The following is a 25,357-nucleotide window of genomic DNA, read 5'->3' as shown; positions in this document are numbered from 1 at the left end:
TATAGATCTACAGAGTTCCAAGGAAGTCTGTAAGTCGTTGAAAATAGACGCTTCGGCGTCTTTTTTCGTTCCAGCGCAGTCTGCCTGAATCCACCTTCAGCCACGACATTTAAGTACATTTTTAAGTACAGCGATTCCGGGTGGTTGGCGTAGCGGATTGATGGCTGAGCCGGGCCTTGGGCATCGATATACATCTCCTCGACCTTACGAGACCGGGAGATGTACACATGCCATTGACTGATACCGCTGTCCGTCAGGCGAAGCCCACCGGCAAGAACTACACCCTCAAAGACACCGCTGGCCTTGCACTGTTCGTCTGTGCCAAGGGCGCCAAGCAGTGGCACTTCCGTTTCTACTGGTTGGGCAAGCAGGCCCGCATCTCGATGGGCGTCTACCCGGCCGTCAGCCTGAAGGAGGCCAGGGAGGCGCGGGACCAGGCGCGTGCACTGGTTGCCCAGGGCGTTGATCCCCGCGCCAACCGCCGTGAAGCCCGCTTGGCAGCCTGTTCTGCGTCCGAGAACGCCTTTCGCGCCGTCTACGACAACTGGTACGTCTTCAGGGCTTTGAGCCTAAAGCGTGGACGGCAGAGCACGTTGGAGCAGATCGAGCGGCACTTCACCAAGGACATTCTGCCTTGGCTGGGGGATCTGCCGATCATCGAAGTGTCTCGCCAGCACGTGCTGGAAGTGCTGCGTAAGATCGAGCGGCGCAAGGCGATGACCACTGCCGAGAAGTGCCGCTCGTGGCTGAACCAGTTGTTTCGCTACACCATGGTTGAGAAGGGGCTGGCCAGCAACCCGGCTGCAGACCTGGACATCGTGGCATTGCCCAAGCCGAAGGTGCGTCATAACAGATGAGCCAGGTCAGCTTTGGTCGCAAGTTGAGTGAGCAAGTCATTCTCCAGTGCTTGGATGACAGCCGTGGCTTTGTCGTCTGTGACGTTGATCGATATCAGTGCCTGGTATAGAGCGAGTTCCAGTTTCATGAAAGGCCTCCAGAAATGAGAAAGGCCTTCCCTCGACGGGTGGGTCCGTCGAGGGTGTGATTACAGTGCTCATTTACAACCCGTAAACTCCGCTTTCTCGGCTGTTTTCACCTTGCCTGACCTTTCTCAAGACTTTTCATACAGACCTTAGTCTGTTGCGTCAAATGGTTACAGATACGGTAGGCATGTTATAGGAAATCCCTGGCAGTGCCTCCCACATTCCACTACTGTACTGTCTTGTGGGGGAACGGTAAAAATCAGGCATGTCAAGCTTGGGGAGATGTAGCGTATGTCTTGGCTCCGAAAGCGTAGCGTTGAAGAATTGGCTGAAATTACCTTTAGTCTTTCTTAGTAGTTTCGCGTATTTGTATTTTGTGTAAAGTGCTGTGCTGTCCGTGATCGTGGCAAAAATCCGTTCTGTTGAGGCTTTGACCGGAAGTCCGGAAATGGCGCTCAGTCGTCGAGCGAATGAAGTGCCGTTTACCTCTAATGCCAAATTGCAGCTAATGAGGCGGATGCTTCCATATTTTTTCTTGAATAAATTATGCCATTCCGTGGCAGTAATGGATTTGTAGGGGGTTTGGGTGAGTCTGCGCAGTTCTCCTGGCGTGGCTTTCATTCTTTCTTTGAAATCATTGATCAGCATTCCGTAGAATTTTTCGGGTGATGTTCTTATCCCCTTTGCTTTGCCGCCCCTACGTTCATAGCGGATTATTTGTGATTCTGCCAACCCGGTTTTATCTGAGTATCCATGGCCGATTGCATTCAACCTCGATACAGGAGCAGTATGATCGGGAATGACCGAGGGGTTGAATGATGTTGCGCCCGTGAGGCCCTTCAAACTGGTTTTATAAGAAGCGTGTGTTTTTCTCAGCGAAGCCAATACGCTGTCTTCATAGTGGTGGAAATTTACGCTGAGTTGACGTTCAGCTTTTTGAATCTGGTCCAGTTGTGCATTGTGGCCCCTTTGCAGGGTGTTGTACTTTTTTTTAAGATCCGCTTGCAGGTCTGTCAGCAAGCGTTTCCAGTAGTCAAGGCTCGCTTCACCCTCGGGTATAGCACCTGCTTTAATTCTTGCTGCGTCAATGATCTCCGTGATGCCACTGAACTGCTCATCCTGATATGTATATTCAAAATCATTCAAGAGGCCACTAATTTCATCGCCGTCTTTTGCTTTGGCAAGCGAGAAATCTGCGTTGTTTTTTCCGCTGATGAGGTCGTCCAGTTCCGTCGAGGCGGATTGTGCTGAGCGATATTTTTTCTCGATTCCAGCACGAAAATCATTTTTCAGGTTCTTGAGCGTGCTCACTTCGTTTTCCAGCTCTGTGAGTTTGGCAGTGGCGTTGCTCAGTGATTTCTCATAGCCGGTTTGTGGTGTGGTCGCTAACCCGTTTAGTTTGGCGTTGTTTATTTTATCGAGTTCACTCTCGATAAAGGAGGTCATCGATTTACGATTTTCGGCTACGGCATGCCTAAATCCTATTGTATCGTCAAAAAGATGGATGCCCTGGAAGTCCTCCTCTACGGATATCACATGTCCGTTACTTCGGATTCCGCCAAGGTGCATATCCTTCGAGCCAAGGGCCGTAACTGCCATGTCGGGGGTGTCGTGCGGGTTAAGCAGGTACTGACTGCGCCGGCTTCGCTCCTTCCAGCTGCCGATCTGTTCGCGCTGTAGCACTTTGATGTAGTGAGCCAGGCGGTTGACGATGAACAGATAGGGCAACTGGGTGCCGAGCTTGTAGTTGGTCTGAGCCTGCAAGCCTTCGGGGGTCTTGGGGAAGTTCTTAGGTTTCTGCACCGAATTGGCAGAGAAGAACGCCGCGTTGTCGCTGTCCTTGCGCATGGTCAGGGTGATGAAGCCCTCTTCAGCCAATGGGGGCGGTCGCTCTCTCGCGAGCGTTTGCGCAAGGGAAGACTGCCGTGGTCGCGCCACTGGTCACCTCCTATGGCATGTTTACAACGTTACTGGCCTGGATGGGTGGTGAACACATCACTGCCATACAATGGGTGGGATTGCTGATATGCGTCAGCGGCGTTGCGATAGTGGGGCGCGGCTCTGGTAATAATGACCGCAGGCAATACAGGTCGGCGGGGACGGCGAACGTTTTTGCGTTGGTTGCTGCCGCGTTGTACGGGACCAGCTTCTGGGTTCAAGGCAAATACACGTTGCCTGCTATCGGCCCGGTCAATATGCTTTGGATCAGCTATCTGGTGGGGGTGGTGTTTCTGTCGCCCATCATGTTCAAGCTCAAACCTGCGGATTCACCGGGCCTGAAAGGCTATTGTGCGCTCTGTTGCGCAAGCCTGTTTAACTTGGCGGGTTTTACGGCGTTTTCGTACGGTGCGTTGACTGGGGCTGTAGCTATCGTCACTGTGATAAGTACGATGTCGGGCGGGATAGCGGCCATTCTGGGTTATCTGTTCTACAAAGACAGGTTAACGCTGATGCAGATTGCAGGCGTCTGTCTCGTATTACTGGGCGCGGTGGTGCTGCACTTCGTAGCCTGAGTTAGCGCGAGCCAATGAATGTGAATGTCGTAGCGTCATCAGGCCCAAAAGCCAAACAGCACCAACGCCGCCACACCCAGCCCAACCGCAATCGAACACCCACCCAGCGACAGCGCCGCCCGGCCTTGTCGGTACCAACCGTCATGGCCCAGCTGCCGTGCTGGGGCCAGCAGGCTGCGCCAGCGCAGCTCTGTATCGTGAAACGCCTGCAAGTTAGCCTGGTCCGCATCCAGCCAACGGCGAAAGTCGATTCGCTCGCAGGCGGTCACCTGGGGGCTCTGTAACCGCACATACCATTGCCCGGCAACACTCGCCAACACATCGCGGCGGGAGCGGCCTGCTTGCAGTGCCTGGTCCATATGCCGCTCGATGCTTGCCAAGGGCAAATCGAGCCGGGCAGCAATGCTGGCAAAGTCCAGTTGGTCGAGGCGGTTGAGCAGGAACACTTGCTGGACACGCCGAGGCAGCCGTTTCAAGCCGTGCAACAGTTCATTGTCGGCATCGGGCGCGGCGGCAGGGGATTCGTGCTCAAGGGGCAGCAGCAGACGGGTCATGGACAGCTCCTTGCTCAATGGGGGAGGGATGGGGGCATCTTCCTTGATGCGTAATCAGCGTAGTGGAAACGAGATTGATTCTCAAGTGCTGATTCCGCAAAGTTTTGTAATGAGCGTTCACGGTCTGACACACTTTTGCTATCATGCCGGCCATTCACGATCTTCATTAGCCTGAAGAGCCAAAAAAAAGACCCGGCAAAAAGCCGGGTCAAAAACCGTGATTAGCCTGATGAGGAGATAATCTGAGAGCGACCTAAGCTCCAGGTTATCCAGCAGATCTCGCGATCAGCTGAGTGCAATAATAATCGTTATCATTTGCCAGTCAAATGATATTTCGCTAATTCGGTAAAAAAGTTTTACCGATGCGCTTCCTTGTCCCGGCAATCGGGGCCATTGCCGTTACACGGCCATCACGTCTCTCCCTTCATTTTTTACCTACAGACCCGTCTGCACGGTGCGTTTGTGCTCCAGCAGTGCGCGTGCCATGTCCATCATGTGCATCAAGGCGAAGGTCAGCTCGCGCTGCGTACCGTGCTGGTGCACGGCGGTTTCTTGTGCGGTGGCGGCGGCGCAGCGGAGCAGGGCGATGGCGTGCTCCTGGGCTTGGTCACCGGTTACGCCTTCGTGCAGGGTCCAGATTTTGTTCTCGATGGTGGGGCGTGGCGGGTTGGGGTTGAGGTAGTAGTCGAGGGCACGGCGGGCCGCTTCGCTGTCGAGATCTGTTTCTTCGTTTTTCGGTGGTTTCATCCTGATACCTGCAAATGCCAATAGGGAAAAGGTTCAGGTCGATACTAATACCTTAAGTATTTTCATGCTTTCTGATAAATAATACAGGATGTTTATTGAGCGCTTGAAGGCAGTCCGTATCGTGCCAGCGATGAATATGGATAAATGGATTGCCCTCGTCCGTGACCGGATGGAGGAGCTTGGGCTCACCCAAGAACAGCTTGCTGAACGCGTTGGCGTGTCTCAAGGCAGCGTGGGGCATTGGGTGAACAAACGGCGCCAGCCGAAGATCGAGTCGATGAACCGCACGTTCGTCGAGATTGGCATGCCCCACTACAACGTCAGCTTGCAACTGCGCATTGTGGGCCAGGTAGGCGAGGACCGCGGCAGCTATGACATGGATGACACCGACGATGACCTGGACCTCATGCAATACATCGTGTGCTTCCGCTACCCGGTGCTGGGCTGGGATGAGCTAGAGGGGGCAGAGGCGAGCGTATTCGAGCAGACGGACTACCTGGCCAAGGGTAAGGCGTTCTGGCTGACCGTTGAGAATGAAGCGATGAGCGCCGCCAGTGGCCGCAGTGTGCCGCAGGGGATGCGGATGCTGGTGGACCCTGGGGTGGAGGTTGAGCCGGGGCGTTTGGTTATCGCTCGGCAGCCGGGCAAACCGGCGATTTTCCGTGAGCTGGCTGAGGAAGGTGGGCAGCGGTATCTGAAGGCATTGAACAGCAATTACCCAACGCTGTTATGCGAAGACGGCTGTGAGTTTTTGGGGGTGGTTGTGCGGGTGCATGGCAGCTTCTAGCGTACTGGGGCTGCTTTGCAGCCCTTTCCGAACGGCCCGGCGCCCAGGCAAGGCCGCTATTGGATGCACGGCTGGGTTGTCGTGGCGCCTGTGAGATCGAGCGCCGCCCGCGCGGCGCGTCGCAGCACAAGGCTGCTCCTACAGGTGTTTCGGGCCAATTATTCCTGTGGCATGGGCGCGCGGCCCCTTGGTTCACTCCACCAGCTCGACCAGCACGGTCCCTTCGCTGACCATATCCCCTTCCTGGCAGAACAGCGCCTTCACCGTGCCGGCATGCGGCGCACGAATGCTGTGCTCCATCTTCATGGCCTCCAGCACCACCAGCGCTGTGCCGGCTTCTACCACCTGGCCTGGCTCGACCAATACCCGCACGATGCTGCCGTTCATGGGCGCGCCCAGGCCGCCTTGGTGGCTGTGGCTGGCCTCGGCTTCGGCGATGGGGTCGAAGGCTTCGATGGCATGCATTTCACCTTCCCAGCGCAGGTACAACGTGGCTCCGCGGCGTATCGCCAGGTGCTGGCGGCGCAAGCCCGCCTGGTCGTGTACCAGTTGCTCGCCGTTGAGTTGCCAGGTGGATGTCGCGCTACGTTCCAGTGCCACCGCCTGGTCTTGCCCGGCGCTGGTCAGGTGCAGGCTGCTGCGCGCGGGCAAGCCCAGGCGCAGGCCAGTGCGTTCAGCCCACGGCGAGCGTTTGTCGTCGTCCCGTTGCTGGCCGGCCTGGCCTTGCAGCCAGGCTTCTGCGGCGGCTTCCCAGAAGGGCGCTGGCAGCGCTTGGGGGGCGGGCAGCAGAACGTCCTGGTGACGTGGGATAAACCCGGTGTCGAGCTCGGCGTCGGCAAACGCTGGGTGCGCGAGGATGCGCCGCAGGAAGGCGATGTTGGTCTTCAGCCCGCCGATGGCAAACTCATCGAGCATCGCCAGCAGGCGCAGGCGTGCCTGCTCACGGTCTTCACCCCAGGCAATCAGCTTGCCCAGCATCGGGTCGTAAAACGGCGACACCACGTCCCCCTCGCTGACCCCGCTGTCGACCCGGCGCCCTTCGCCCGGCGCCGACTCGCGGTACAGCGTCAGCGTGCCAGTGGCCGGCAGAAATTCGTTGGCTGGGTCCTCGGCATACAGGCGCACCTCGATGGCGTGGCCAATCAGCGGTACCTGGTCCTGCGTGATCGGCAACGCCTCGCCACAGGCCACGCGGATCTGCCAGGCCACCAGGTCGAGGCCGGTGATGGCTTCGGTGACCGGGTGCTCGACCTGCAGGCGGGTGTTCATCTCCATGAAGAAGAATTCGCCACGGGCATCGAGCAGGAATTCCACCGTGCCTGCACCCACATAGCCGATGGCTTGGGCGGCGCGCACTGCGGCCTCGCCCATGGCCCGGCGCAGCTCGGGCGACAAGCCGGGGGCGGGGGCTTCTTCGACCACCTTCTGGTGGCGGCGCTGGATCGAGCAGTCTCGTTCGTTGAGGTACAGGCAGTTGCCGTGCTGGTCGGCGAACACCTGGATTTCTACGTGGCGGGGCTTGAGTACGTACTTTTCAACCAGCATGCGGGCATCGCCGAACGACGATTGCGCCTCGCGCTGCGCCGAGGCCAGGGCGTCGGCCAGTTGGCTTTCGTCCTCGACCACTTTCATGCCCTTGCCACCTCCACCGGCGCTGGCCTTCAGCAGTACCGGGTAGCCGATGCGCTCGGCGGCGGCGCGGAAGGTTTCCAAATCTTGAGCTTCGCCATGGTAGCCCGGTACCAGGGGCACGCCGGCAGCTTCCATCAGTGCTTTGGCCGCTGACTTGCTGCCCATCGCGTCGATGGCGCTGGCCGGTGGGCCGAGGAAGATCAGCCCGGCGTGTTCGATGGCGCGGGCAAAGCCAGCGTTTTCTGAAAGAAAGCCATAGCCCGGGTGGATGGCCTGGGCGCCGCTGGCTTTGGCGGCGGCCAGCAGTTTGTCGACCTGCAGGTAGCTTTCGGCGGCCTTGGTGCCGCCGAGGTCGACGCGGATATCGGCCTCGCGGCTGTGCCGGGCGTCACGGTCGGTGGCGCTGTGCACGGCGACGGTGGTCAGGCCCATGGCCTTGGCGGTGCGCATCACCCGGCAGGCGATTTCACCGCGGTTGGCGACCAGCAGGGTGGTCAACGGGGTGCGGCTCATGGGCGCGGCTCCTTGTTGTCGTCGGTTTGCCAGGCAGGGCGGCGCTTTTCGAGGAAGGCGCGTAGGCCCTCCTGGCCTTCGGCGCTGACGCGGATGCGGGCGATGGTGTTTTCGCAGTAGCGGCGCAGGGCAGGGCTCAGCTCGCCGTCGTCGACCTCGCGTAGCAGGTCTTTGCTGGCGCGCAGGGCTTGCGGGCTGTTGAGCAGCAGGTTGGCGACCCAGGCCTCGACGTGGGCATCCAGCTCGTGGGCGGGGTACACCTCGGCCAGCAGGCCCAGTTCACGGGCCCGCACGCCGCTGAAGCGCTCGGCGGTGAGGGCGTAGCGGCGGGTAGCGCGTTCGCCGATGGCCTTGACCACGAATGGGCTGATCACGGCCGGGGCCAGGCCGATGCGCACTTCCGACAGGCACAGTTGGGCGTCTTCGGCGCCGATGGCCATGTCGCAGCAACTGATCAGGCCCAGGGCGCCGCCAAAGGCCGCGCCTTGCACCACGGCCAGGGTCGGCGCCTTGAGCCGGTGCAGGGCGTACATCAGCTCGCCGAGCTCGTGGGCGTCATCGAGGTTGGTGTTGAAGTCCAATTGCGCAGACTGCTGCATCCAGGCCAGGTCGGCGCCGGCGCTGAAGTGCCGGCCACGGCCACGCAGCAGCAGAAAACGCAGGCTGCTGTCTTCGGCGATCTGGCCGAGGGCGACGATCAGTTCGCGGATCATCTGTGCGTTGAAGGCGTTGTTCTTGTCTTCGCGGCTGAGCCACAGGGTGGCGAAGCCGCGAGGGTCCTTGACCACTTCTAGGGTGCTGAAATCGTTCATGGGTCACATCCGGAAAATGCCGAAGCGGCTCTGTTCGATCGGGGCGTTCAGCGCAGCAGACAACGCCAGGCCGAGCACGTCGCGGGTTTGCGCCGGGTCGATAACGCCGTCGTCCCACAGCCGGGCGCTGGAGTAGTAGGGGTGGCCCTGGTGTTCGTACTGGTCGAGGATCGGCTGCTTGAGCTTGGCTTCGTCTTCGGCGCTGAACGGCTGACCGCTGCGCTCGCTTTGTTCGCGCTTGACCTGGGCCAGCACGCCAGCGGCTTGTTCGGCACCCATCACGCCGATGCGTGCGTTGGGCCACATCCACAGGAAGCGGGGGTCGTAAGCGCGGCCGCACATGCCATAGTTGCCGGCACCGAAGCTGCCACCGATGATCACGGTGAACTTCGGCACCTGGGCACAGGCCACTGCGGTTACCAGCTTGGCGCCGTGCTTGGCGATGCCGCCTTCTTCGTACTTTTTGCCGACCATGAAGCCGGTGATGTTCTGCAGGAACAGCAGCGGGATGCCGCGCTGGCAAGCCAGCTCGATGAAGTGCGCGCCTTTTTGCGCGGCTTCGGCAAACAGAATGCCGTTGTTGGCCAGGATCGCGATCGGGTAGCCGTGCAGGTGGGCGAAGCCGCACACCAAGGTGGTGCCGAACAGTGCCTTGAACTCGTCGAACACCGAGCCATCGACCAGGCGGGCGATGACCTCGCGCACATCGAACGGTTGCTTGGCGTCGGCCGGCACCACGCCGTACAGCTCATCGGCAGCGTACAGCGGGGCGATGGGCGCCTGGCACTGCAGTTTGCCCAGCTTGTGCCAGTTGAGGTTGGCCACGCTGCGCCGGGCCAGGGCCAGGGCGTGTTCGTCATTGTCGGCGTAGTGGTCGGCCACGCCGCTGATGCGGCAGTGCACGTCGGCGCCGCCGAGGTCTTCGGCACTCACCACTTCACCGGTCGCGGCCTTCACCAGCGGCGGGCCAGCCAGGAAGATGGTGGCCTGCTGGCGCACCATGATCGCTTCGTCGGCCATGGCGGGCACATAGGCGCCACCGGCGGTGCACGAGCCCATGACCACGGCGAGCTGCGGGATGCCCAGCGCGCTCATGTTGGCCTGGTTGAAGAAAATGCGCCCGAAGTGCTCGCGGTCGGGGAACACTTCGTCCTGGCGGGGCAGGTTGGCGCCGCCGGAGTCCACCAGGTAGATGCACGGCAGGCGGTTTTGCAGGGCGATGGTCTGCGCGCGCAGGTGCTTTTTGACGGTCAGCGGGTAGTACGAGCCGCCTTTGACCGTGGCGTCGTTGGCCACGATCATGCATTCCACGCCTTCTACCCGGCCAATGCCAGCAATCACGCCGGCGGCCGGCACGTCTTCGCCATACACCTCGTGGGCCGCCAGCTGGCCGATTTCAAGGAAGGGGGAGCCTGCGTCCAGCAGGCGGTCGATGCGTTCACGCGGCAGCAGTTTGCCGCGTGAGGTGTGCCGTTCCTGGGCCTTGGGGCCGCCGCCCTGCGCAATGTGCGCGAGCAGGCCACGCAGGGCCTGGACCTGTTCGAGCATGGCCGCGCTGTTGCCGGCGAATTCCGCCGATCGCGGGTTGATCTGGGTATGCAAGGTAGCCATGTGCGCCCGTCCCTTGTGCTCAGCGGGTTTCGTTGAACAATTCGCGGCCGATCAACATCCGGCGGATTTCGCTGGTGCCAGCGCCGATTTCGTACAGTTTGGCGTCGCGCAGCAGGCGGCCCGCCGGGAACTCGTTGATGTAGCCGTTGCCGCCCAGAATCTGAATCGCTTCCAGGGCCATTTGCGTGGCGCGTTCGGCGGTGTACAGGATGACCCCGGCGGCGTCCTTGCGGGTGGTCTCGCCGCGGTCGCAGGCCTGGGCCACGGCGTACAGGTAGGCGCGGCTGGCGTTGAGCTGGGTGTACATGTCGGCGATCTTGCCTTGGATCAGCTGGAACTCGCCGATGCTTTGGCCAAACTGCTTGCGGTCATGGATGTAGGGCACCACCAGGTCCATGCAGCTTTGCATGATGCCGGTCGGGCCGCCGGACAGCACCACGCGTTCGTAGTCCAGGCCGCTCATCAGCACGCGCACGCCGCCGTTGAGTTGGCCGAGGATGTTTTCTTCCGGTACTTCGACGTCATCGAAGAACAGCTCGCAGGTGTTGGAGCCGCGCATGCCCAGCTTGTCGAACTTGTTGCTGCGGCTGAAGCCTTTCCAGTCGCGTTCAACGATGAACGCGGTAATGCCGTGCGCGCCCTTGTCCAGGTCGGTCTTGGCATAGATCACGTAGGTGTTGGCGTCGGGGCCGTTGGTGATCCAGGTCTTGCTGCCGTTGAGCACGTAGCGGTCGCCGCGTTTTTCGGCGCGCAGCTTCATCGACACCACGTCGGAGCCGGCGTTAGGTTCGCTCATGGCCAGGGCGCCGATGTGCTCGCCGCTGATCAGCTTAGGCAGGTACTTGAGCTTTTGCTCATGGGTGCCGTTGCGGTTGATCTGGTTGACGCAGAGGTTGGAGTGGGCGCCGTAGGACAGGGCGACCGAGGCCGAGGCGCGGCTGATTTCTTCCATCGACACCACGTGGGCCAGGTAGCCCAGGCCGGCGCCGCCGTACTCTTCCGACACGGTGATGCCCAGCAGGCCCATGTCACCGAACTTGCGCCACATGTCGGCGGGGAACAGGTTGTCGTGGTCGATCTGCGCGGCGCGCGGCGCCAGTTCGGCGGCGACGAAGGTGCTGACCTGGTCGCGGAGCATGTCGATGGTTTCGCCCAGGGCGAAGTTCAGGGAGGGGTAATGCATGCGGGGGCACCTTCTTGTTCTTGAAATTGGGTAACACCGTAGCTCATGGACTTTTCATCGTCCCCTGTGGGAGCGGGCTTAGGTCGATAGATGCGATGTCGTTCTCACCTTTACGTTAACGTAAGCCTGCCAACAGACACTGTCAATCGCCTCATCACCTTTACGTAAACGTAAATCTGCGCCAGAGTATCTCCCGCTTGCTTCAGTCGTGCCCAGAACAACCACAAGAAGGGACACCCATGAGTCAACCGAGCTATACCCGCGGTCGCCAGGACCGGCCCTTGCTGACCCAAACCATCGGCCAGGCCTTCGATGCCACCGTGGCCCGCTGCGCCGATGGCGAAGCGTTGGTGGCGCGCCACCAGGGCCTGCGTTACAGCTGGCGGCAGTTGGCCGAACAGGTCGATGTGCACGCCCGCGCCTTGATGGCCCTGGGCGTGAACACCGGCGACCGCGTGGGCATCTGGTCGCCCAACTGCGCCCAGTGGTGCATCCTGCAACTGGCCAGCGCCAAGGTTGGCGCGATCCTGGTCAACATCAACCCGGCGTATCGCGTCGGCGAGCTGGAATACGTGCTGCGCCAGTCCGGCTGCTGCTGGCTGGTGTGCGCCGATGCCTTCAAAACGTCGGATTACCACGCCATGGTCCAGGGCCTGGTGCCGGAGCTGGCCAGCGTTGCCCCCGGTGAATTGGCCAGTGAAGGCCTGCCTGAGCTGCGCGGGGTGATCAGCCTGGCTGCCCAACCGCCGCAGGGCTTCTTGCCCTGGCAAGCGCTGGCCGAGCGGGCAGGGCAGACCACGCTCGAGGCCTTCACGGCCCGGCAGCAGAGCCTGCAGTTCGACCAACCGGTGAACATCCAGTACACCTCCGGCACCACCGGCGCGCCCAAGGGCGCCACGCTCAGCCACTACAACATCCTCAACAATGGCTTGATGGTCGGCGAAAGCCTGGGCCTGACCTCGGCCGACCGCATGGTCATCCCGGTGCCGCTGTACCACTGCTTCGGCATGGTCATGGCCAACCTCGGTTGCATCACCCACGGCAGCACCATGGTCTACCCCAACGACGCCTTCGACGCCGAACTCACCCTGCGCGCCGTGGCCGAAGAACGCGCCAGCATCCTCTATGGCGTGCCCACCATGTTCATCGCCATGCTCGACCACCCGGCCCGTCAGGCCATGGACCTCTCGAGCCTGCGCAGCGGCATCATGGCCGGTGCCACCTGCCCGATCGAAGTGATGCGCCGGGTAATCGACCAGATGCACATGGCTGAAGTGCAAATTGCCTATGGCATGACCGAGACCAGCCCGGTGTCCCTGCAAACCGGCCCGGACGACGAGCTTGAGCTGCGTGTGGCCACGGTCGGGCGCACCCAGCCGCAGTTGGAGAACAAGCTGGTGGACGCCGACGGCTGCATTGTTGCCAGGGGCGAAATCGGCGAGCTGTGCACGCGGGGCTACAGCGTGATGCTCGGGTATTGGGACAACCCGCAGGCCACGGCGGATGCCATCGACCCAGCCGGCTGGATGCACTCGGGCGACTTGGCGGTCATGGACGAACAGGGGTATGTGCGTATCGTCGGGCGCAACAAGGACATGATCATCCGCGGCGGCGAGAACATCTATCCGCGCGAGCTGGAGGAGTTTTTCTATACCCACCCGGCAATCGCGGATGCCCAGGTGATCGGCATCCCGTGCAACCGTTACGGCGAAGAAATCGTGGCCTGGATCAAACTGCACCCCGGGCACAGCGCCACGGTCGATGAGCTGCAGAGCTGGTGCAAGGCACGCATCGCGCACTACAAGGTGCCGCGGCATATCCGCTTTGTTGACGAGTTCCCGATGACGGTGACGGGGAAGGTGCAGAAGTTCAGGATGCGGGAGATCAGTGTTTCGGAAATCAACAGGACCTGTTGATTCAAAGTAACCTTCTTGTTCATAACAGCTAATGCGAACATGAACCGACGCTGACCCTCCGTGCACCAGGCTGCGTACACACTGAGACACCACTCAGTGTGTGCGCAGCCTGGTGCACGGGGGCTATTCAGTCCCGTTTATCTTATTCAGCAATTCACCAACGGTCCCAAGTTTGGACAGATCGCTAATGGAAATTTCGAGCTCGTCGAACTCACTAAGCAGGGCTTTGATCCAGCGTTTACCATCTCCGTTAATGTCCAAGAGTGATGTGTTCTCGTCGATTTCGCCTGTGTAGTCTAGCTGATTGTCTAAGAATATCTTGAATGCCTCAAGTGTTGTTTTTTCTGTGCTCATTGTTGTGTCCTCGTGTTGGTTTAAATGCATAGCCTATTTACGGTCTGGGGCCGTTGAGCGTGATGGGTTCTTAATTAACTGGCGCGTCTGTTATGGGGAATGTGTAGCTTTCGTCATAAACCTCGCTTTTTAATGTGAATCTATTATTTTTTTTGTCGATATTGATCAGGGTGCCACGGTCGTAATAGGCGTTGCCGTTCCCTGTCCATCGGGTGATTCTGATTTCCTTGTTCATATTTTTTTCCAGGTATGCAATTTTCTTGGTGATCAGTTCAGCCTCTTGATCTTTTTTAAGCCTGTCAGCGTCTTCGGCTGCCGTGCGGGCGGCGGCGGCTTTCTTCGCTGCGGCTTTCGCCTCGTCGGCCGCGCTTTTGGCTTTATTCGCCGCTTTTTCTGCGTCATCCGCTGTTGTTGCGTTGTCGGCCTTTTCTCTGGCAGCCTTGGCTTTGCTGGCTGCGGTTTGGGCTTCGGTTACCGCCGTATTGGCCGTCGTCAGTTGGTCTGCAGCTTCGGTGGCTTTGAGTGCATCGGCGTTGGCGTCGTCCTGCGCGGCCTGACTCCACGCAGCAGCCTCCAGATCAGCCGTCATGGCCTCGGCCAAGGCGCTAGCTCGGCGCTGGATTTCAAGACCCTGCGCAGCCAGGCTTGCATTGACTGCGTCATCGCTCGCCTTTTGTCCGTTGTCAGGTGTTCCAGGTGGATTCTCAGTCGTTCCAGATGGATTCTCAGTCGTTTCAGATGGATTCTCAGTCGTTCCAGGTGGATTCTCAGTCGTTCCAGATGGATTTTTAGTCGTTCCCGATGGATTCTTAGTCGGCGCGGGGGGGGCGACGACATTAACACCGGTTTTCTGCAGTAAAGTTTTTACATGCTTACGAAAGTCGGCCGAGCCGTCCAGCGCTGAGTAGATGATATGCACATTAATATCCTCGAGCGTACAAGTGTCACCCACAAATAAACTGGAATTATTTTTTGCGCCACGCGGAAATTCGAGCCTCCAGCTGGAAAGCAATCCTGTACCTTCGAATGGCTGGTAGCGAGACTTATCGGGGATCGAGGGTTGCAGGTCATAGTTGGGGAAGGTCTCTTTATGTGACCAGATGGCAATCTTCTGGCCGGGTCTCAGATTTAGCTTTATGTTATCTAGGTTGCCACCTTCGACGCCGTAAAGGTAGTTAGCGCCGCCGGAATCATCCTTTAGCAACACCCTGTTAGCGGTCTGATAGAGCATGCCCGAGGGAGAGGTAGGTTTAGTCTTCGGACTGTATGTGAACGTGAGAAAGATGCGCTCGATCCTGCGCATGTAATGGCCGGGGAAATGCTTATCGAAGTGGTGGGGGGCAAGGCTGAACTGAATCGGGATTTCTTTAAGCAGTTGCTGATGCAGTTGTTTTTTGGTAAGCCCAAGGTCATTGACAAGGGAGAGCTCTGCATGAATGTCCAGTGTCCGATGGTTTTCGCGGATGGCCGACAGGTCCATCAGCATCAGGTCCCGCGCCAGGGCCTCGCCGGCTAGCATGCCGCGCCAGTTATCCAGCCAGGCGCCAGGTTTGATCCAGGTGCTCGTGAAATCACCCAGCTCATACTGCAGGCAAGACTCGGCCATCAGGCACAGTGACAGCGTGGCATCGTAGGCGGTGGCGTAAATCTGCGAGAGCCGGCCGATCAGCCACAGGTAGGTGGTGCGGCTGGGGAACACCGAGGTCATCACCTCATATTCGGCCTGGTGGGCTGCGCGGGTGGCGTGGGCTTCTTGCAGGGCAATGCGGGCGGCCTTGAGCTGCACGTCCCTTTCGCGCAGTTGTTTGTCGAGGACGGTGAGTTCGAGGGTGGCTTGCCCGGCTTCGTACTGCCATTGTTTGGCACGGAGTTGAAATTCAGCCCTCTTGTCGAAGGTGTTACCCTTCGTTTCCAGTAGTTCTGATACTGATTCGAGTAGGTTGGCGATCGCCTCGGGTGCCTCTTCAGGTGAAAAACCACCCATTGCAGCCCCACCGATAGTGGGTAAAAAAGACAGAGCGAAAGTAAGGTAATAGAACGGAGCTGCGGCTATGCGGGTGTTATATGAATCGGTCCAATGCGAGAGCGCAGACTCCTCCAGGCTTTTAACCCCGACGTCGTTCAGTTCCTGGTAGTAATCCAGACGTTGCTGCACCATCGCTTTGCTGCTGAGTAACGTCTCACGCTCGCGTTTGGCCAACTCCAGCGCCTGTTGCTGAAGCTGGTAAGGGAAGTCCAGCAGTTTGATCAGGTTGCGCTTGCTGAGCAATTCAAGCTGCTGGGTGGCTTCGGTCTGGTAATAGCCCAGCAGGGTCTGCCCCATGCCGATCAGCTGTTCCACGGCCTCCCGGGCGAATGTGCGCGCCTCGTCATAACGGCAAGGTGGCACCTGCAGGGGCGTGAGCCTGGCTACCGGACCCTCGCTGGCGCTGGTGTGGCCCTGGGCGAGGCGCTCCAGGAAGTCGGGGTCGAGCATGATCGGCACGGGCTTGCCGTCTAGGCTCAGGCCGTGGCGCAGGTTGAACAGGCGGTTGCGCAGCAGGTTGCGCAGTTCAACCAGTTTGTTGTTCAGCGGCGGGGTGAAACGGTCCGGGGTGGCTTGTGCCAGCGTTGGCGCATCGGCCGGGGCGCTCGACAGGTGCTCGGGCAACACGCCGATCAGGCGCAGGGCCTTGTCGTAGCATTGCGCGGCGGCCTCCAGCGTGGCCAGGGTGAGCTGGCGGTACAGTTCGTCGCCCTCGCGTTGCCAGTTTTCCACCACGAACAGGTGTAGCGCTTTGCGGTAGCGCTCGGGCTCGGCATAGGCGATCAGGTCGGGATCGTCGGTTTTCGTGTTTTTTCGATAGGCGCCATGGCCATCTCGGATCGGCTTGCTCAACCAGTACTGTGGGGTGTTCTGGTCCGTTCTCCAGGTACGGTAGGGGTCGAACAGGTGGCCGGTGCTCCACTGCCAGGCACCCCGGTAGTCGCGGTTTTGACGTAGCAGCCAGGCAATCAGCAGCGGGGCATGGAAGAACAGTTCCCAGAAATACATACCATTGGCACCGCGGAAGTCGACGGTACTGCTGCTGCCCCCAGGTTCCAGGCGCGGTTCGGGCAGGTGCTGGGTCGGCCAGGACAGCACCTGCTGGACCGACTGCGTGGCCTCAGCGACCAGGCGCTTGCCGAACAGGGTGTTCAGGCGCAGGTAATCGACCGATAGGGCGTTATCGGGGTTCGCTTGATTGACTTCGGACAAATCCAGGTAGAGGGCCTGCTCGGCGTTACGTCTGATGTGTACGCTGTCCACGGCATCGTCGGCGTCGTCCACCAGCTTGTAAGTCAGGGTCGTTTTCAAATGGTTAGCAAGATAGTAGAGCTCAAAGTCAAATGAATAGCTTGAGATGGCCCGATCACGGCTGATGGGGAGCTGAAAAGCAATCGTGCTCTGGCCATCGAGGGAGACTTCATCGGTGAAGACCGGTGGATGCTCGGGGCCGAAACGGAGCAGGATGCGAACACAGGCCTCAGGTTGAAAGTGCCGAAGGCGAATGAGCGAGTCCAGAAGCTGCAGCAGGGACGGGTCAAGGGGCGCGTTTACTTCAGCCAGGATGGCGGACTTTTCCATTGCGATGTACGCGCTGACCGCCTTGAGCTGGCCTGCATGCTGCGCGCGCGTGATGGCCGCATGGACCGAAATCCTGTCAGCAGAGTGATTCGAAACATCTTGGGGCGGGCCCTCGGAATCAGGGTTTGAAGTGTAGCGGACGCTCAAAATGGAGCGCTTTATTATGCTTAGATTGTCCAAGTGAGTGGGGCTGGTTAAGGCAGATTCTAGGTCTGTTAGACTGTATTCTTTGAGAGTGTTTGAGTCTGCGATAGATAAAGGTTGTTTGAGGTTAGCTAGGGTTTCGGTTGTTGGCGATGCCGTGGCTGTAAGCGTTGGGAATGCAGGGGTCAGATTCTTGTGTTGAAGTTTAATGTCATAGGTTTCATCGAGGTTTTCGTGTCTTGTGGTTATGCCTAAAATACAATCCTTGTAAGCTTCGCTGGGGTTTAAGCGGTCAAAGGAGATGTGGGAATTTGAGCTGGTGTGCAAGGTCTGTATGGGCTTGTTGTGTGAGTCGAATTTGGAGTCAAATAGAGGGATGGATATCGTTACGGGACTCTCGTCGTCGCTCATCCTATATGTGGTGATTATAACACTCTGGACAAGTTCGTTCGTTATGGTTGTTTCGGTTTTGTGGATGTGGTACGTCTCGGTTATGGTCGTTGCGTATAAAGCTATGGCCTCTAGGATTTTTAATGTGCCAATAGCCCCGAGTTTATCATGTATCAAGGCGATCTCTGGGTATTGAGTCGAACTAATGGACTTGGAGGTTATTGGTATTCTGATTGTGTATTTTTTTTCGTTTATTCTGTTTTTTTTGTTAGGATTGAGCTCGCCGAATTCGATGGGGGCTTTGAAACTAATAATGTCGTTGACATTAAGGGTTCCCACTATGCCTTTCCATTTCGGCTTGCTTTTTTGGTCCTCTATGGTCTGTCGAGGCCCAATATAGGGATGCTGCACCGTGCGCGGGTCACGGAAAAGGGTTATCCAGTTTTTCACCAGTCTTTTCTCAATGGGCCTGCCTTTCGAATCGTCCTCATCCAATGTCTTGGTGTCGAGCAGTAGGAGATCCTTGCCAATCAGGAAATATTCGTTGTCACGCTCCCAGGTGCTGGTATTGACGTTGCCCTCCGAATCCTTGACCTTCTCCACATCGAACAACATCACCATCAACCAAGGGTCATTTTCGCGCCCCCCCAGTTGATTCACCATCACCATCAAACCCGCCTGGAACTTCTTGGTCTTCAAGAATTTATTCTGAGTGCCTTTTTTATCTTTACCTTCATCAAAATGTCCTGCCGCATCATGCCCATCCAGCCGTATCAACACATTGGCCGGGCTCCAGTTCCCGTCGATCTGCTGGAAGGCAAAGCACACCCGCAGCGCATGGTACTCGCTCGTTTTTTTGTCCGGTCCCATGGGAATTGCTGCAATGTCACGCTCGACCCACACCACATACCGGCGGCCGGCGATGATGACCGGACGGATCAGGTCGACTTCCGTGCGTTCGTCATCTGCTTTTTTTTCCAGCTCCAGAAGTTCCTTTGCAAGGGTCTCAGCGGTTTTCTTTTCAGTTGGAGACTCCTCCCTCTTTTTGTTGATTTTATTATTGATATCCTCGTCCACCAGCAATGGCCCCTTGACCATCTCGCCACTCATTGCCAGCGTGATCTCCTGCCACTCCCCCCAAGCCAGCATGCTCGGTGCGTTGTCGGCGTCGCGTTGTTTCATGTCCAGCGTGCGCCAGTAGTACTCGGGTGGCTCGACATTGCTCTTGCCGATGAAGTGGTAGGTATCGCTCAGAGGATCAATACCGCTGGCGTACGCCGAAAGCGGCTGGATATTGCTGATGTGCTCGAAGGTACTCAGGTAGCCGAGCAGGGCGGTCTGGACTTCGGCCGGTGTGCACTTACCTTGGGCCAGCTGGGTTTCAAGCTCGGCGAAGGCGCTGCTCGTGCGCGCGCGGCGCGAGGGGTCGATGAAGTTCTGGGGTTCGTTCTGGGCATCTTTGCGCAGCTTCCAGCGCTCGAAACTGCAAGAAAAATCATCCCACTCGTCGCGCATGGCCTGGGGGATTGCCTTGTCGCCATAGCCGTCCTCCAGGCGTGAGTGGATCTGCTGCAGGTAGCGCTGCAGGCTGGCGATGGCCGAGAGCACCCGGGTGGTAAGAGGTTCGTGAGAGACCTGCAGGTCGATCAGCAGGTAATCGGCCAGGGCTTCAGGGCTTTTGATCCGCTTCAGGTCCTTGTGCGGGGCGGCCCAGTGCACCAGCATCCATTGCATCAGCGCATCGCGCCAGGCCAGCTTGAGCTGGGCATCCAACGCCTGGCATTGCTGGCTGGAGCAGCTTTGGCGCAGCGCGATGGCCGCCTGTTCGAAGGCGTTGTCATCGGTCGACGCGGTGAGTGCGCCGATGACCAGCAAGCCATCCACCGACAAGCCTTGCCGGCTCGCTTGCTGTGTCAATTGCAGTACGCGGGCTAAGGCGTGCAGCGTGGTGGGCAGAGGGATGCCGAGCTTGGCCAGGCCACCCTGGTCGTGCCCTAGCAGTGCTTCCAGGTCGGCCCAGGCCTTGGCCTCGCCTGGGGCGTCGAGCGGGGTTCGCACGTGCTCGAGGTAACGCAACAAGTCCGGCTCGTGCTTGTCGGTGGCCAGCCCGCCCAGCAGTGTCGTGTAGCCACCAAGCTGGTGCAGGGTGGTGAGATCGAGCGGGCGAGGGATGGCGCCGAGGTTGAAGTGGTGCGGCATGATCTGGTCAAGGGCGGCATGCCCGATGCCGAACAGGCTGACCGCGCGGCTGTAGCGCTGCAACGTCAACCACTGCGCCCGGTCGTCTGCGGTAAAACACTCGAGCGGTTGGCGTTTGCCTTTTGACTTCTGCACTTCTTGGTGAACGGCATCGATGCGGTTTACCAATACGTCTTCATCGACTGCGACCCAGTGCAGCAGTGGCAGCAGGTGGTCCTTGCTTGGCAGGCCTAGCGCGTTGCTCAGGGCCTGGCGCAGCTCGGTCTTGCCCAGGGCTGGTTTCTCCATGGGCGCGTACAGGTCGAACAGGGTTTTCAACCTAGGCTCTTCCAGTGGCCCGTCGTGGAGGAGCACTGCCATGTCCAGCGGGTTGACGTTCTGTTGGGCAAGCCACTCCATCGTTGCCATCACCCCGGCGATGGCATCGACAATGTCCGCTTGCGGTTGCGTGACAACGACGGCGGCGCTGGCGATGCTCGCGATGCTCGCCTTGGCGTCCTGCGGCAGTGCGCTCAAACGCAGGGCTAGTGCGTTGGCAGCCTGCCCGTTTCCAGCCAGCGCTGCCTGCGCTGGTGGTAACTTCAAGGCGCCTGCGACGTGCGCGACAAGCTCGACCTTGGTGGTGTCATCCAGGTGGTTCAGCTTGTCGGCGAGCACGTCGACGAGATCGGGTAGGGGCAGGTCCGCCAGCAGGTTCAGCCGGGCCGTGACCCGGTTGAAGATTTGCACCTTTTCGGCGTCGTTCAACGCGATCAACTGAGTGAAGTGTGCGTCGACATCCTGCGCTTCGGATGGATCGTCTGGCCCGCCTGGTAGTCCCGCGCTGGGCCGGTATGCGGGTGCATGGGCCCGCAGTTGCTCGACCAGCTGGGTGAACAGCTCGACCTTTTTCGCGTCCTGCAAGGGTTGCGGCTGTGCCCCCAGGCTCGGGCGGCCGGCCAGTTGCTGCTGGTAAACCGGGGACTGCTTCATCAATAGCTTCAGGACGATCCAGCCGTCCAGCTGCGAGGTGCCGAACAGGCGCGTGAGCGTGGCCAGGCGGTAGCAGGCCGACACCACCGCAAGCGAGCGCTGTGGTTTGTCCAGCTCTTGTTCTGTCGTGACGGTGTCGAGGATGGCGCGCAGCACGAGGGGGTCGACTCGCAGCGCCAACCCCAGGCGCTTGACGGTCAAGGCACCCTCATCCGTGGTGGGGTCGAACGGCTGGTCATCGAGCACCAGGACGTCCGCCAGTTTTTGCCCTTCGCTATCGTGCCGGGGCGCGAACACGCTGTCGTAGAACGACAACTGATGCTCGGTGCCATAGCAGGGGATTTCGTGCAGCAGTGCTGCGAACTGCAGCGGCTGTACCTGGTACTTTTGTTGCAGATGGCGGAACAGGCCCATTGCGCGCAGGGTGCTGGCAGTCAGCTGGTACTGGGCGGGGCGTTGGCGTTCGGCGCGCAAGGCCGCGATGACCAGGGCATCGGCCTCGTCGGGGGCCAGGCCAAGTGCGCGCTGCAGGCGCAGGATGCGTTGCAGGCGATCGATATGCTGGGTGCTGATCCCAGCGATCGCGATGGTCTTCTTGGTGTTTTTTTTTGCACCGCTTGATGGCGCATCGGCCTTCTGGGTCCCGCCGGCTTCCACCAGATACAGAGGGGTGCCTCCACCGTTGATGAACGCTGCGCCGTAGGCTTTGCTCGAAGCCTCGGCCACCGTTTGGCTGATGACGTAAGGGCTGCGGGTCACCGAGGTGTTATGTTTGCCGAGGGCACTCACGGCCAGCAGACGGCGCAGCTCCCTGCGTGTCAGGCCCAGTGCCCGGGTCAGTTGGTAGGTGGTATCGAGGTTGCCTTTCGGGCCCGTGGCGGGGATGTGGAACTGCGTCTTGTAGAAGTCCTTCGCCGCGCTGGCGGGCTGCAGCAGCAGGGTCCGCAATTGCGGCGAGAAACCGCTGCTCAGCAGCGTGGCGTTGTGCTGGGCGTTAAGCGTTGCAGCATCGAAGCTGAAGGCGGGCATACCCATGTTCACGCTGTACAGCAGGTCCCACAGGGGCAGCTGCTTCATGGCCAGGGTGGCCTTGATCGCTTCCCAGGCGTTGTGGAAGGGAACATTACCCTTGTACACGCCCTCGGCTACAGCGCTTGGCAAGCCTTTGCGCGCCACCCCCGCATGCCGTTCGAGCACCTCGAGTACGATGTCGATCTTCGCCAGGCTTTTGCGGATGTTCCTGTTACTCAGCTTGAGTTGCAGCAGGTCTGGGCGGCGAGTCTGCAGCGTCACCGGCTCGGCGACCTTTGCCTCTTTTTGCAGTTCTTCTATCAGGCCCTTGAGATGGACCAAGTAGGCTGGCCGCTCATTGTCTGCCCATGGCGAGGCTGGGGCGCAGCGTTCCCGGGTATCGGGAAACAGGTTCATGTAGGTGGCGGCGTCCGAGCGCTCGGCGGGCGTGTCGTTACTGTTCGCGGTGGTGAGGTCGTTCATACCCAGCTCCCTTGCGCTGCGGTCGGCGGCCCAGGCTAGGGCCAGTGATCAAAGCCTATAGGGAGAGCAGAACGTGCACACCTAGCAAAAATGACAGGTGTTGGGTGGGTCGTAGAGGGGGAATCATTGATAAGCCGGCTGTGTCAGCGAAACCTTATCGCCTCGTCAAGCGCCTCGGCCAGCTCGCCTAGCGTGCGGTAATCGCGATCCAGAGGGATACCGTGGCATATCTCCAGCCACATTAACGCGAATTCACACTTGTCCTTGTCCAGGTGTGCAAGGCGAGTGCCCTTGTCGGGATCGACCACACCAGCATTCTGGAAACAGTCGATTACATGCCGTGTGATGTCCACAATGATGAGTTCTCCTGCCCGCAGTAAGGAGAACTCATCATCAGCACAACCGGCAGGCACCGCTACTGGCAAAAATATCAGTAGCGGTGGTCTACCCTTAAGCCTTCACCGGTGGCTCCTGGCTCGGCGGGTCGCCCACCGTCGGCGGTACGGTCGGCTTGATCGGCAGCTCGTCCGGGTCCTCCTCCGGCACGGGTGGCGGCAAGCTGGGGTCGTCGATGTTCGGATCGGGGGTTTCCGGTGGAATGGGAATGTTCATGGCCTGACCTCGCGTGGGTGAATGAAGAGGTGCTGCAGGCTCTGACTGTCAGGGGCTGCCGTTCGCTCAATTTATTTGAACCCCTACGCCCGCGCCCGGCTCTGAACCCTTACCGCCACCAGCCTAAGGGAGCAAGGTCCGATGTCACGAAACGAGCCCTTCGAAAGCGTGCCCATGGCGAACGATCACCCGGACCAGGCCATCAGCCTGGCCCAGGCGCTGCTGGCGCCGCGCATCGTGATCGAAAGCACGCAACCTGCGCTCGACGGCGGCATGTTCGCCACCAAGGCCATCAGCGGCCAGGCGGTCGCGGTCAGCAGCAAGGTTTACAGCGACGGCCATGACCGCCTCGCTGTGATGCTCAACTGGCGCCAGGCCCACAGCCGACGCTGGCACTGCGTGCCTATGCATTCGCCCGGCAATGACCTGTGGCTGGGCGAGTTCACCCCAACCGAGCTGGGCCCGCACCTGTTCAGCATCGAGGCGTGGATCGACCCGTTCGCCACCTATTGCCACGACCTGGAGAAGAAGTACCACGCTGGCGTCGAGGTCAAGCTGGAGCTTGAGGAAGGCCGTCTTCTGCTGGGCAAAGGCGCAGAGCGCAGCGAGGGCTTCTTGCGTGAACAGATCGAAGCCTTGCAGGCCCGGCTGCCGACACTGCCTGAGGATGACCAGGTGGCGCTGTTGCTGGGCCCCGAAGCCACACGGCTGATGACCGAAGCCGAGCACCGCAGCTACCTTACGCGCAGCAGCGAATTCCCGGTCGACGTCGACCGCCCGGCGGCGCAGTTCGCCAGCTGGTATGAATTGTTCCCGCGCTCGATCACCGACAGCCCCGAGCGCCATGGCACCTTCAACGACGTGCACGAACGCCTGCCGATGATCCGCGACATGGGCTTTGACGTGCTGTACTTCCCGCCCATTCATCCGATTGGCAAAAAACACCGCAAGGGCCGCAACAATGCCTTGCAGGCAGAGCCCAATGACCCAGGCAGCCCTTACGCCATCGGCAGCCCCGAAGGCGGCCACGACGCCATTCACCCGGAACTGGGCAGCCGCGAAGACTTCCGCCGCCTGGTGGCCGCGGCTGCAGAGCATGGCCTGGAAATCGCCCTGGACTTCGCCATCCAGTGCTCGCAAGACCACCCTTGGCTCAAAGAACACCCCGGCTGGTTCAGCTGGCGCCCCGACGGCACCATCCGCTATGCGGAAAACCCGCCGAAAAAGTACCAGGACATCGTCAACGTCGACTTCTATGCCCCAGAGGCCGTGCCTTCGCTGTGGTTGGCCCTGCGTGACGTGGTGGTTGGCTGGGTCGAGGAGGGCGTGAAGACCTTCCGCGTCGATAACCCGCACACCAAACCGTTGCCGTTCTGGCAATGGCTGATAGCCAATGTGCGCAGCCAGCACCCGGACGTGATTTTTCTGGCCGAGGCCTTCACCAAGCCGGCGATGATGGCGCGCCTGGGTAAGGTCGGTTACACCCAGAGCTACACCTATTTCACCTGGCGCAACAGCAAGCAGGAGCTGCGCGAGTTTTACGAAGAGCTCAACCAGCCGCCGTGGAGCCTGTGCTACCGGCCCAATTTCTTCGTCAACACGCCAGATATCAACCCGTTTTTCCTGCACACCTCGGGGCGGGCGGGTTTTCTTATTCGCGCGGCCTTGGCGACCATGGGCTCGGGGTTGTGGGGTATGTATTCGGGCTTCGAACTGTGCGAAGCCACGCCGCTGCCCGGCAAAGAGGAATACCTGGACTCCGAAAAGTACGAAATCCGCCCGCGTGATTTCACCCAACCCGGCAACATCATTGCTGAAATCGCCCAGCTCAACCGCATTCGCCGGCAGAACCGCGCCTTGCAGACTCACCTTGGGGTGGCGTTTTTCAATTGCTGGAACGACAACATCCTGTACTTCGCCAAGCGTACGCCCGAGCGCGACAACTTCATTTTGGTGGCGATCAGCCTCGACCCGCACAACGCCCAGGAAGCCAGCTTCGAGCTGCCGCTGTGGGAGTTGGGCCTGGACGACAACGCCGACACTGTTGGCGAAGACCTGATGAACGGCCACCGCTGGACGTGGCATGGCAAGACCCAATGGATGCGCATTGAGCCCTGGCATCAGCCGTTTGGTATCTGGCGAATAGAAAAGGCCCGTTAGGCCTTCAAACCGGGGGCCGCTGTGCGGCCCATCGCCGGCAAGCCGGCTCCCACAGGGGCCGGCGTCGGCTGCAAGCTTTGCAGACAAATGACAGGCCCGGTGCTGCCTGTGAAACCAGCACAAAACCTGTGGGAGCTGGCTTGCCGGCGATGGGCTGCGCAGCAGCCCTAAAAC

The 25,357-nt window shown here is 59.7% G+C and carries 16 protein-coding genes and 1 pseudogene; 5 read left to right on the top strand and 12 right to left on the bottom strand.

The genetic code is table 11. From position 1 onward, the window contains the following. Positions 1-227: 227 nt before the first annotated feature. Positions 228-857 (top strand): integrase arm-type DNA-binding domain-containing protein, encoded by a 630-nt coding sequence (locus D886_RS27400; RefSeq protein ID WP_050580723.1) that lies wholly within the window; start codon positions 228-230, stop codon positions 855-857. Here D886_RS27400 and D886_RS28175 read toward each other — a convergent pair. Together D886_RS28175 and D886_RS28745 are read right to left on the bottom strand one after the other, a co-directional pair. Further along, a complete protein-coding gene (locus tag D886_RS28175; protein ID WP_155951408.1) occupies positions 845-985 on the bottom strand; it encodes a hypothetical protein in 141 nt (46 codons plus the stop codon). The genes D886_RS27400 and D886_RS28175 overlap by 13 nt on opposite strands. 1,615 nt (positions 986-2,600) lie before the next feature. Then, positions 2,601-2,861 (bottom strand): annotated as a pseudogene (locus D886_RS28745) (type VI secretion system contractile sheath large subunit); the annotation flags it as partial. 47 nt (positions 2,862-2,908) lie between these two features. Between D886_RS28745 and D886_RS26755 the strand changes: the two are divergent. Beyond that, on the top strand, positions 2,909-3,496 hold the full coding sequence (locus D886_RS26755; RefSeq protein WP_177323875.1) for a DMT family transporter: 588 nt from the start codon (positions 2,909-2,911) through the stop codon (positions 3,494-3,496). A gap of 38 nt (positions 3,497-3,534) precedes the next feature. On the opposite strand, the gene D886_RS0104710 is transcribed toward D886_RS26755, so the two are convergent. Both D886_RS0104710 and D886_RS0104705 read right to left on the bottom strand, forming a co-directional pair. Further along, positions 3,535-4,050: a DUF4880 domain-containing protein gene (locus D886_RS0104710; RefSeq protein WP_027592790.1), complete on the bottom strand. Its 516-nt coding sequence runs from the start codon at positions 4,048-4,050 to the stop codon at positions 3,535-3,537. A 435-nt stretch (positions 4,051-4,485) separates the two neighbouring features. Next, the gene (locus D886_RS0104705) at positions 4,486-4,797 is read right to left on the bottom strand and encodes a DUF6124 family protein (protein WP_027592789.1); all 312 of its coding nucleotides are present in this window, start codon (positions 4,795-4,797) and stop codon (positions 4,486-4,488) included. 88 nt (positions 4,798-4,885) lie between these two features. Here D886_RS0104705 and D886_RS0104700 point away from each other — a divergent pair, with 88 nt between their 5' ends. Next, positions 4,886-5,584: a LexA family transcriptional regulator gene (locus D886_RS0104700; RefSeq protein ID WP_033693983.1), complete on the top strand. Its 699-nt coding sequence runs from the start codon at positions 4,886-4,888 to the stop codon at positions 5,582-5,584. 192 nt (positions 5,585-5,776) lie between these two features. Here the strand turns inward: D886_RS0104700 and D886_RS0104695 are convergent, their stop codons facing one another. From D886_RS0104695 to D886_RS0104680, 4 genes are read right to left on the bottom strand one after another with little or no spacing between them, the layout of a single operon-like run. Further along, positions 5,777-7,729 (bottom strand): acetyl/propionyl/methylcrotonyl-CoA carboxylase subunit alpha, encoded by a 1,953-nt coding sequence (locus tag D886_RS0104695; RefSeq protein WP_027592787.1) that lies wholly within the window; start codon positions 7,727-7,729, stop codon positions 5,777-5,779. After that, positions 7,726-8,541: a gamma-carboxygeranoyl-CoA hydratase gene (locus D886_RS0104690; protein ID WP_027592786.1), complete on the bottom strand. Its 816-nt coding sequence runs from the start codon at positions 8,539-8,541 to the stop codon at positions 7,726-7,728. Before D886_RS0104690 ends, D886_RS0104695 begins: the two co-directional genes overlap by 4 nt. 3 nt (positions 8,542-8,544) lie before the next feature. Continuing rightward, on the bottom strand, positions 8,545-10,152 hold the full coding sequence (locus tag D886_RS0104685; protein WP_027592785.1) for a carboxyl transferase domain-containing protein: 1,608 nt from the start codon (positions 10,150-10,152) through the stop codon (positions 8,545-8,547). 19 nt (positions 10,153-10,171) lie between these two features. Beyond that, complete coding sequence (locus D886_RS0104680) at positions 10,172-11,335, bottom strand: isovaleryl-CoA dehydrogenase (protein WP_027592784.1); 1,164 nt, start codon at positions 11,333-11,335, stop codon at positions 10,172-10,174. A gap of 239 nt (positions 11,336-11,574) precedes the next feature. Between D886_RS0104680 and D886_RS0104675 the strand changes: the two genes are divergently transcribed. Further along, on the top strand, positions 11,575-13,251 hold the full coding sequence (locus D886_RS0104675) for an AMP-binding protein (RefSeq protein WP_027592783.1): 1,677 nt from the start codon (positions 11,575-11,577) through the stop codon (positions 13,249-13,251). Positions 13,252-13,374: 123 nt separating this feature from the next. Here the strand turns inward: D886_RS0104675 and D886_RS0104670 are convergent, their stop codons facing one another. From D886_RS0104670 to D886_RS28345, 4 genes are all read right to left on the bottom strand, one after another. Continuing rightward, entirely contained in the window at positions 13,375-13,605 is a 231-nt protein-coding gene (locus D886_RS0104670) for a hypothetical protein (RefSeq protein WP_027592782.1), read from the bottom strand. Between the two features lie 70 nt (positions 13,606-13,675). Beyond that, a complete protein-coding gene (locus D886_RS0104665; RefSeq protein WP_027592781.1) occupies positions 13,676-22,411 on the bottom strand; it encodes a neuraminidase-like domain-containing protein in 8,736 nt (2,911 codons plus the stop codon). A 143-nt stretch (positions 22,412-22,554) separates the two neighbouring features. After that, a complete protein-coding gene (locus D886_RS0104660; protein ID WP_256214928.1) occupies positions 22,555-22,764 on the bottom strand; it encodes a hypothetical protein in 210 nt (69 codons plus the stop codon). A 97-nt stretch (positions 22,765-22,861) separates the two neighbouring features. Beyond that, positions 22,862-23,023, bottom strand: coding sequence for a hypothetical protein (locus tag D886_RS28345; RefSeq protein ID WP_003251307.1), 162 nt, complete (start codon positions 23,021-23,023; stop codon positions 22,862-22,864). Positions 23,024-23,164: 141 nt separating this feature from the next. Here D886_RS28345 and D886_RS0104650 point away from each other — a divergent pair, with 141 nt between their 5' ends. Next, a complete protein-coding gene (locus tag D886_RS0104650; protein ID WP_027592779.1) occupies positions 23,165-25,183 on the top strand; it encodes an alpha-1,4-glucan--maltose-1-phosphate maltosyltransferase in 2,019 nt (672 codons plus the stop codon). Positions 25,184-25,357: the final 174 nt, after the last annotated feature.

This window comes from Pseudomonas sp. LAIL14HWK12:I7 (genome assembly GCF_000483465.1).
In the GTDB taxonomy this organism is placed as follows: Bacteria; Pseudomonadota; Gammaproteobacteria; order Pseudomonadales; family Pseudomonadaceae; genus Aquipseudomonas; species Aquipseudomonas kermanshahensis.
The sequence above is the reverse complement of the archived record's forward strand: the minus strand, read 5'-3'. Positions and strand labels throughout refer to the sequence as shown.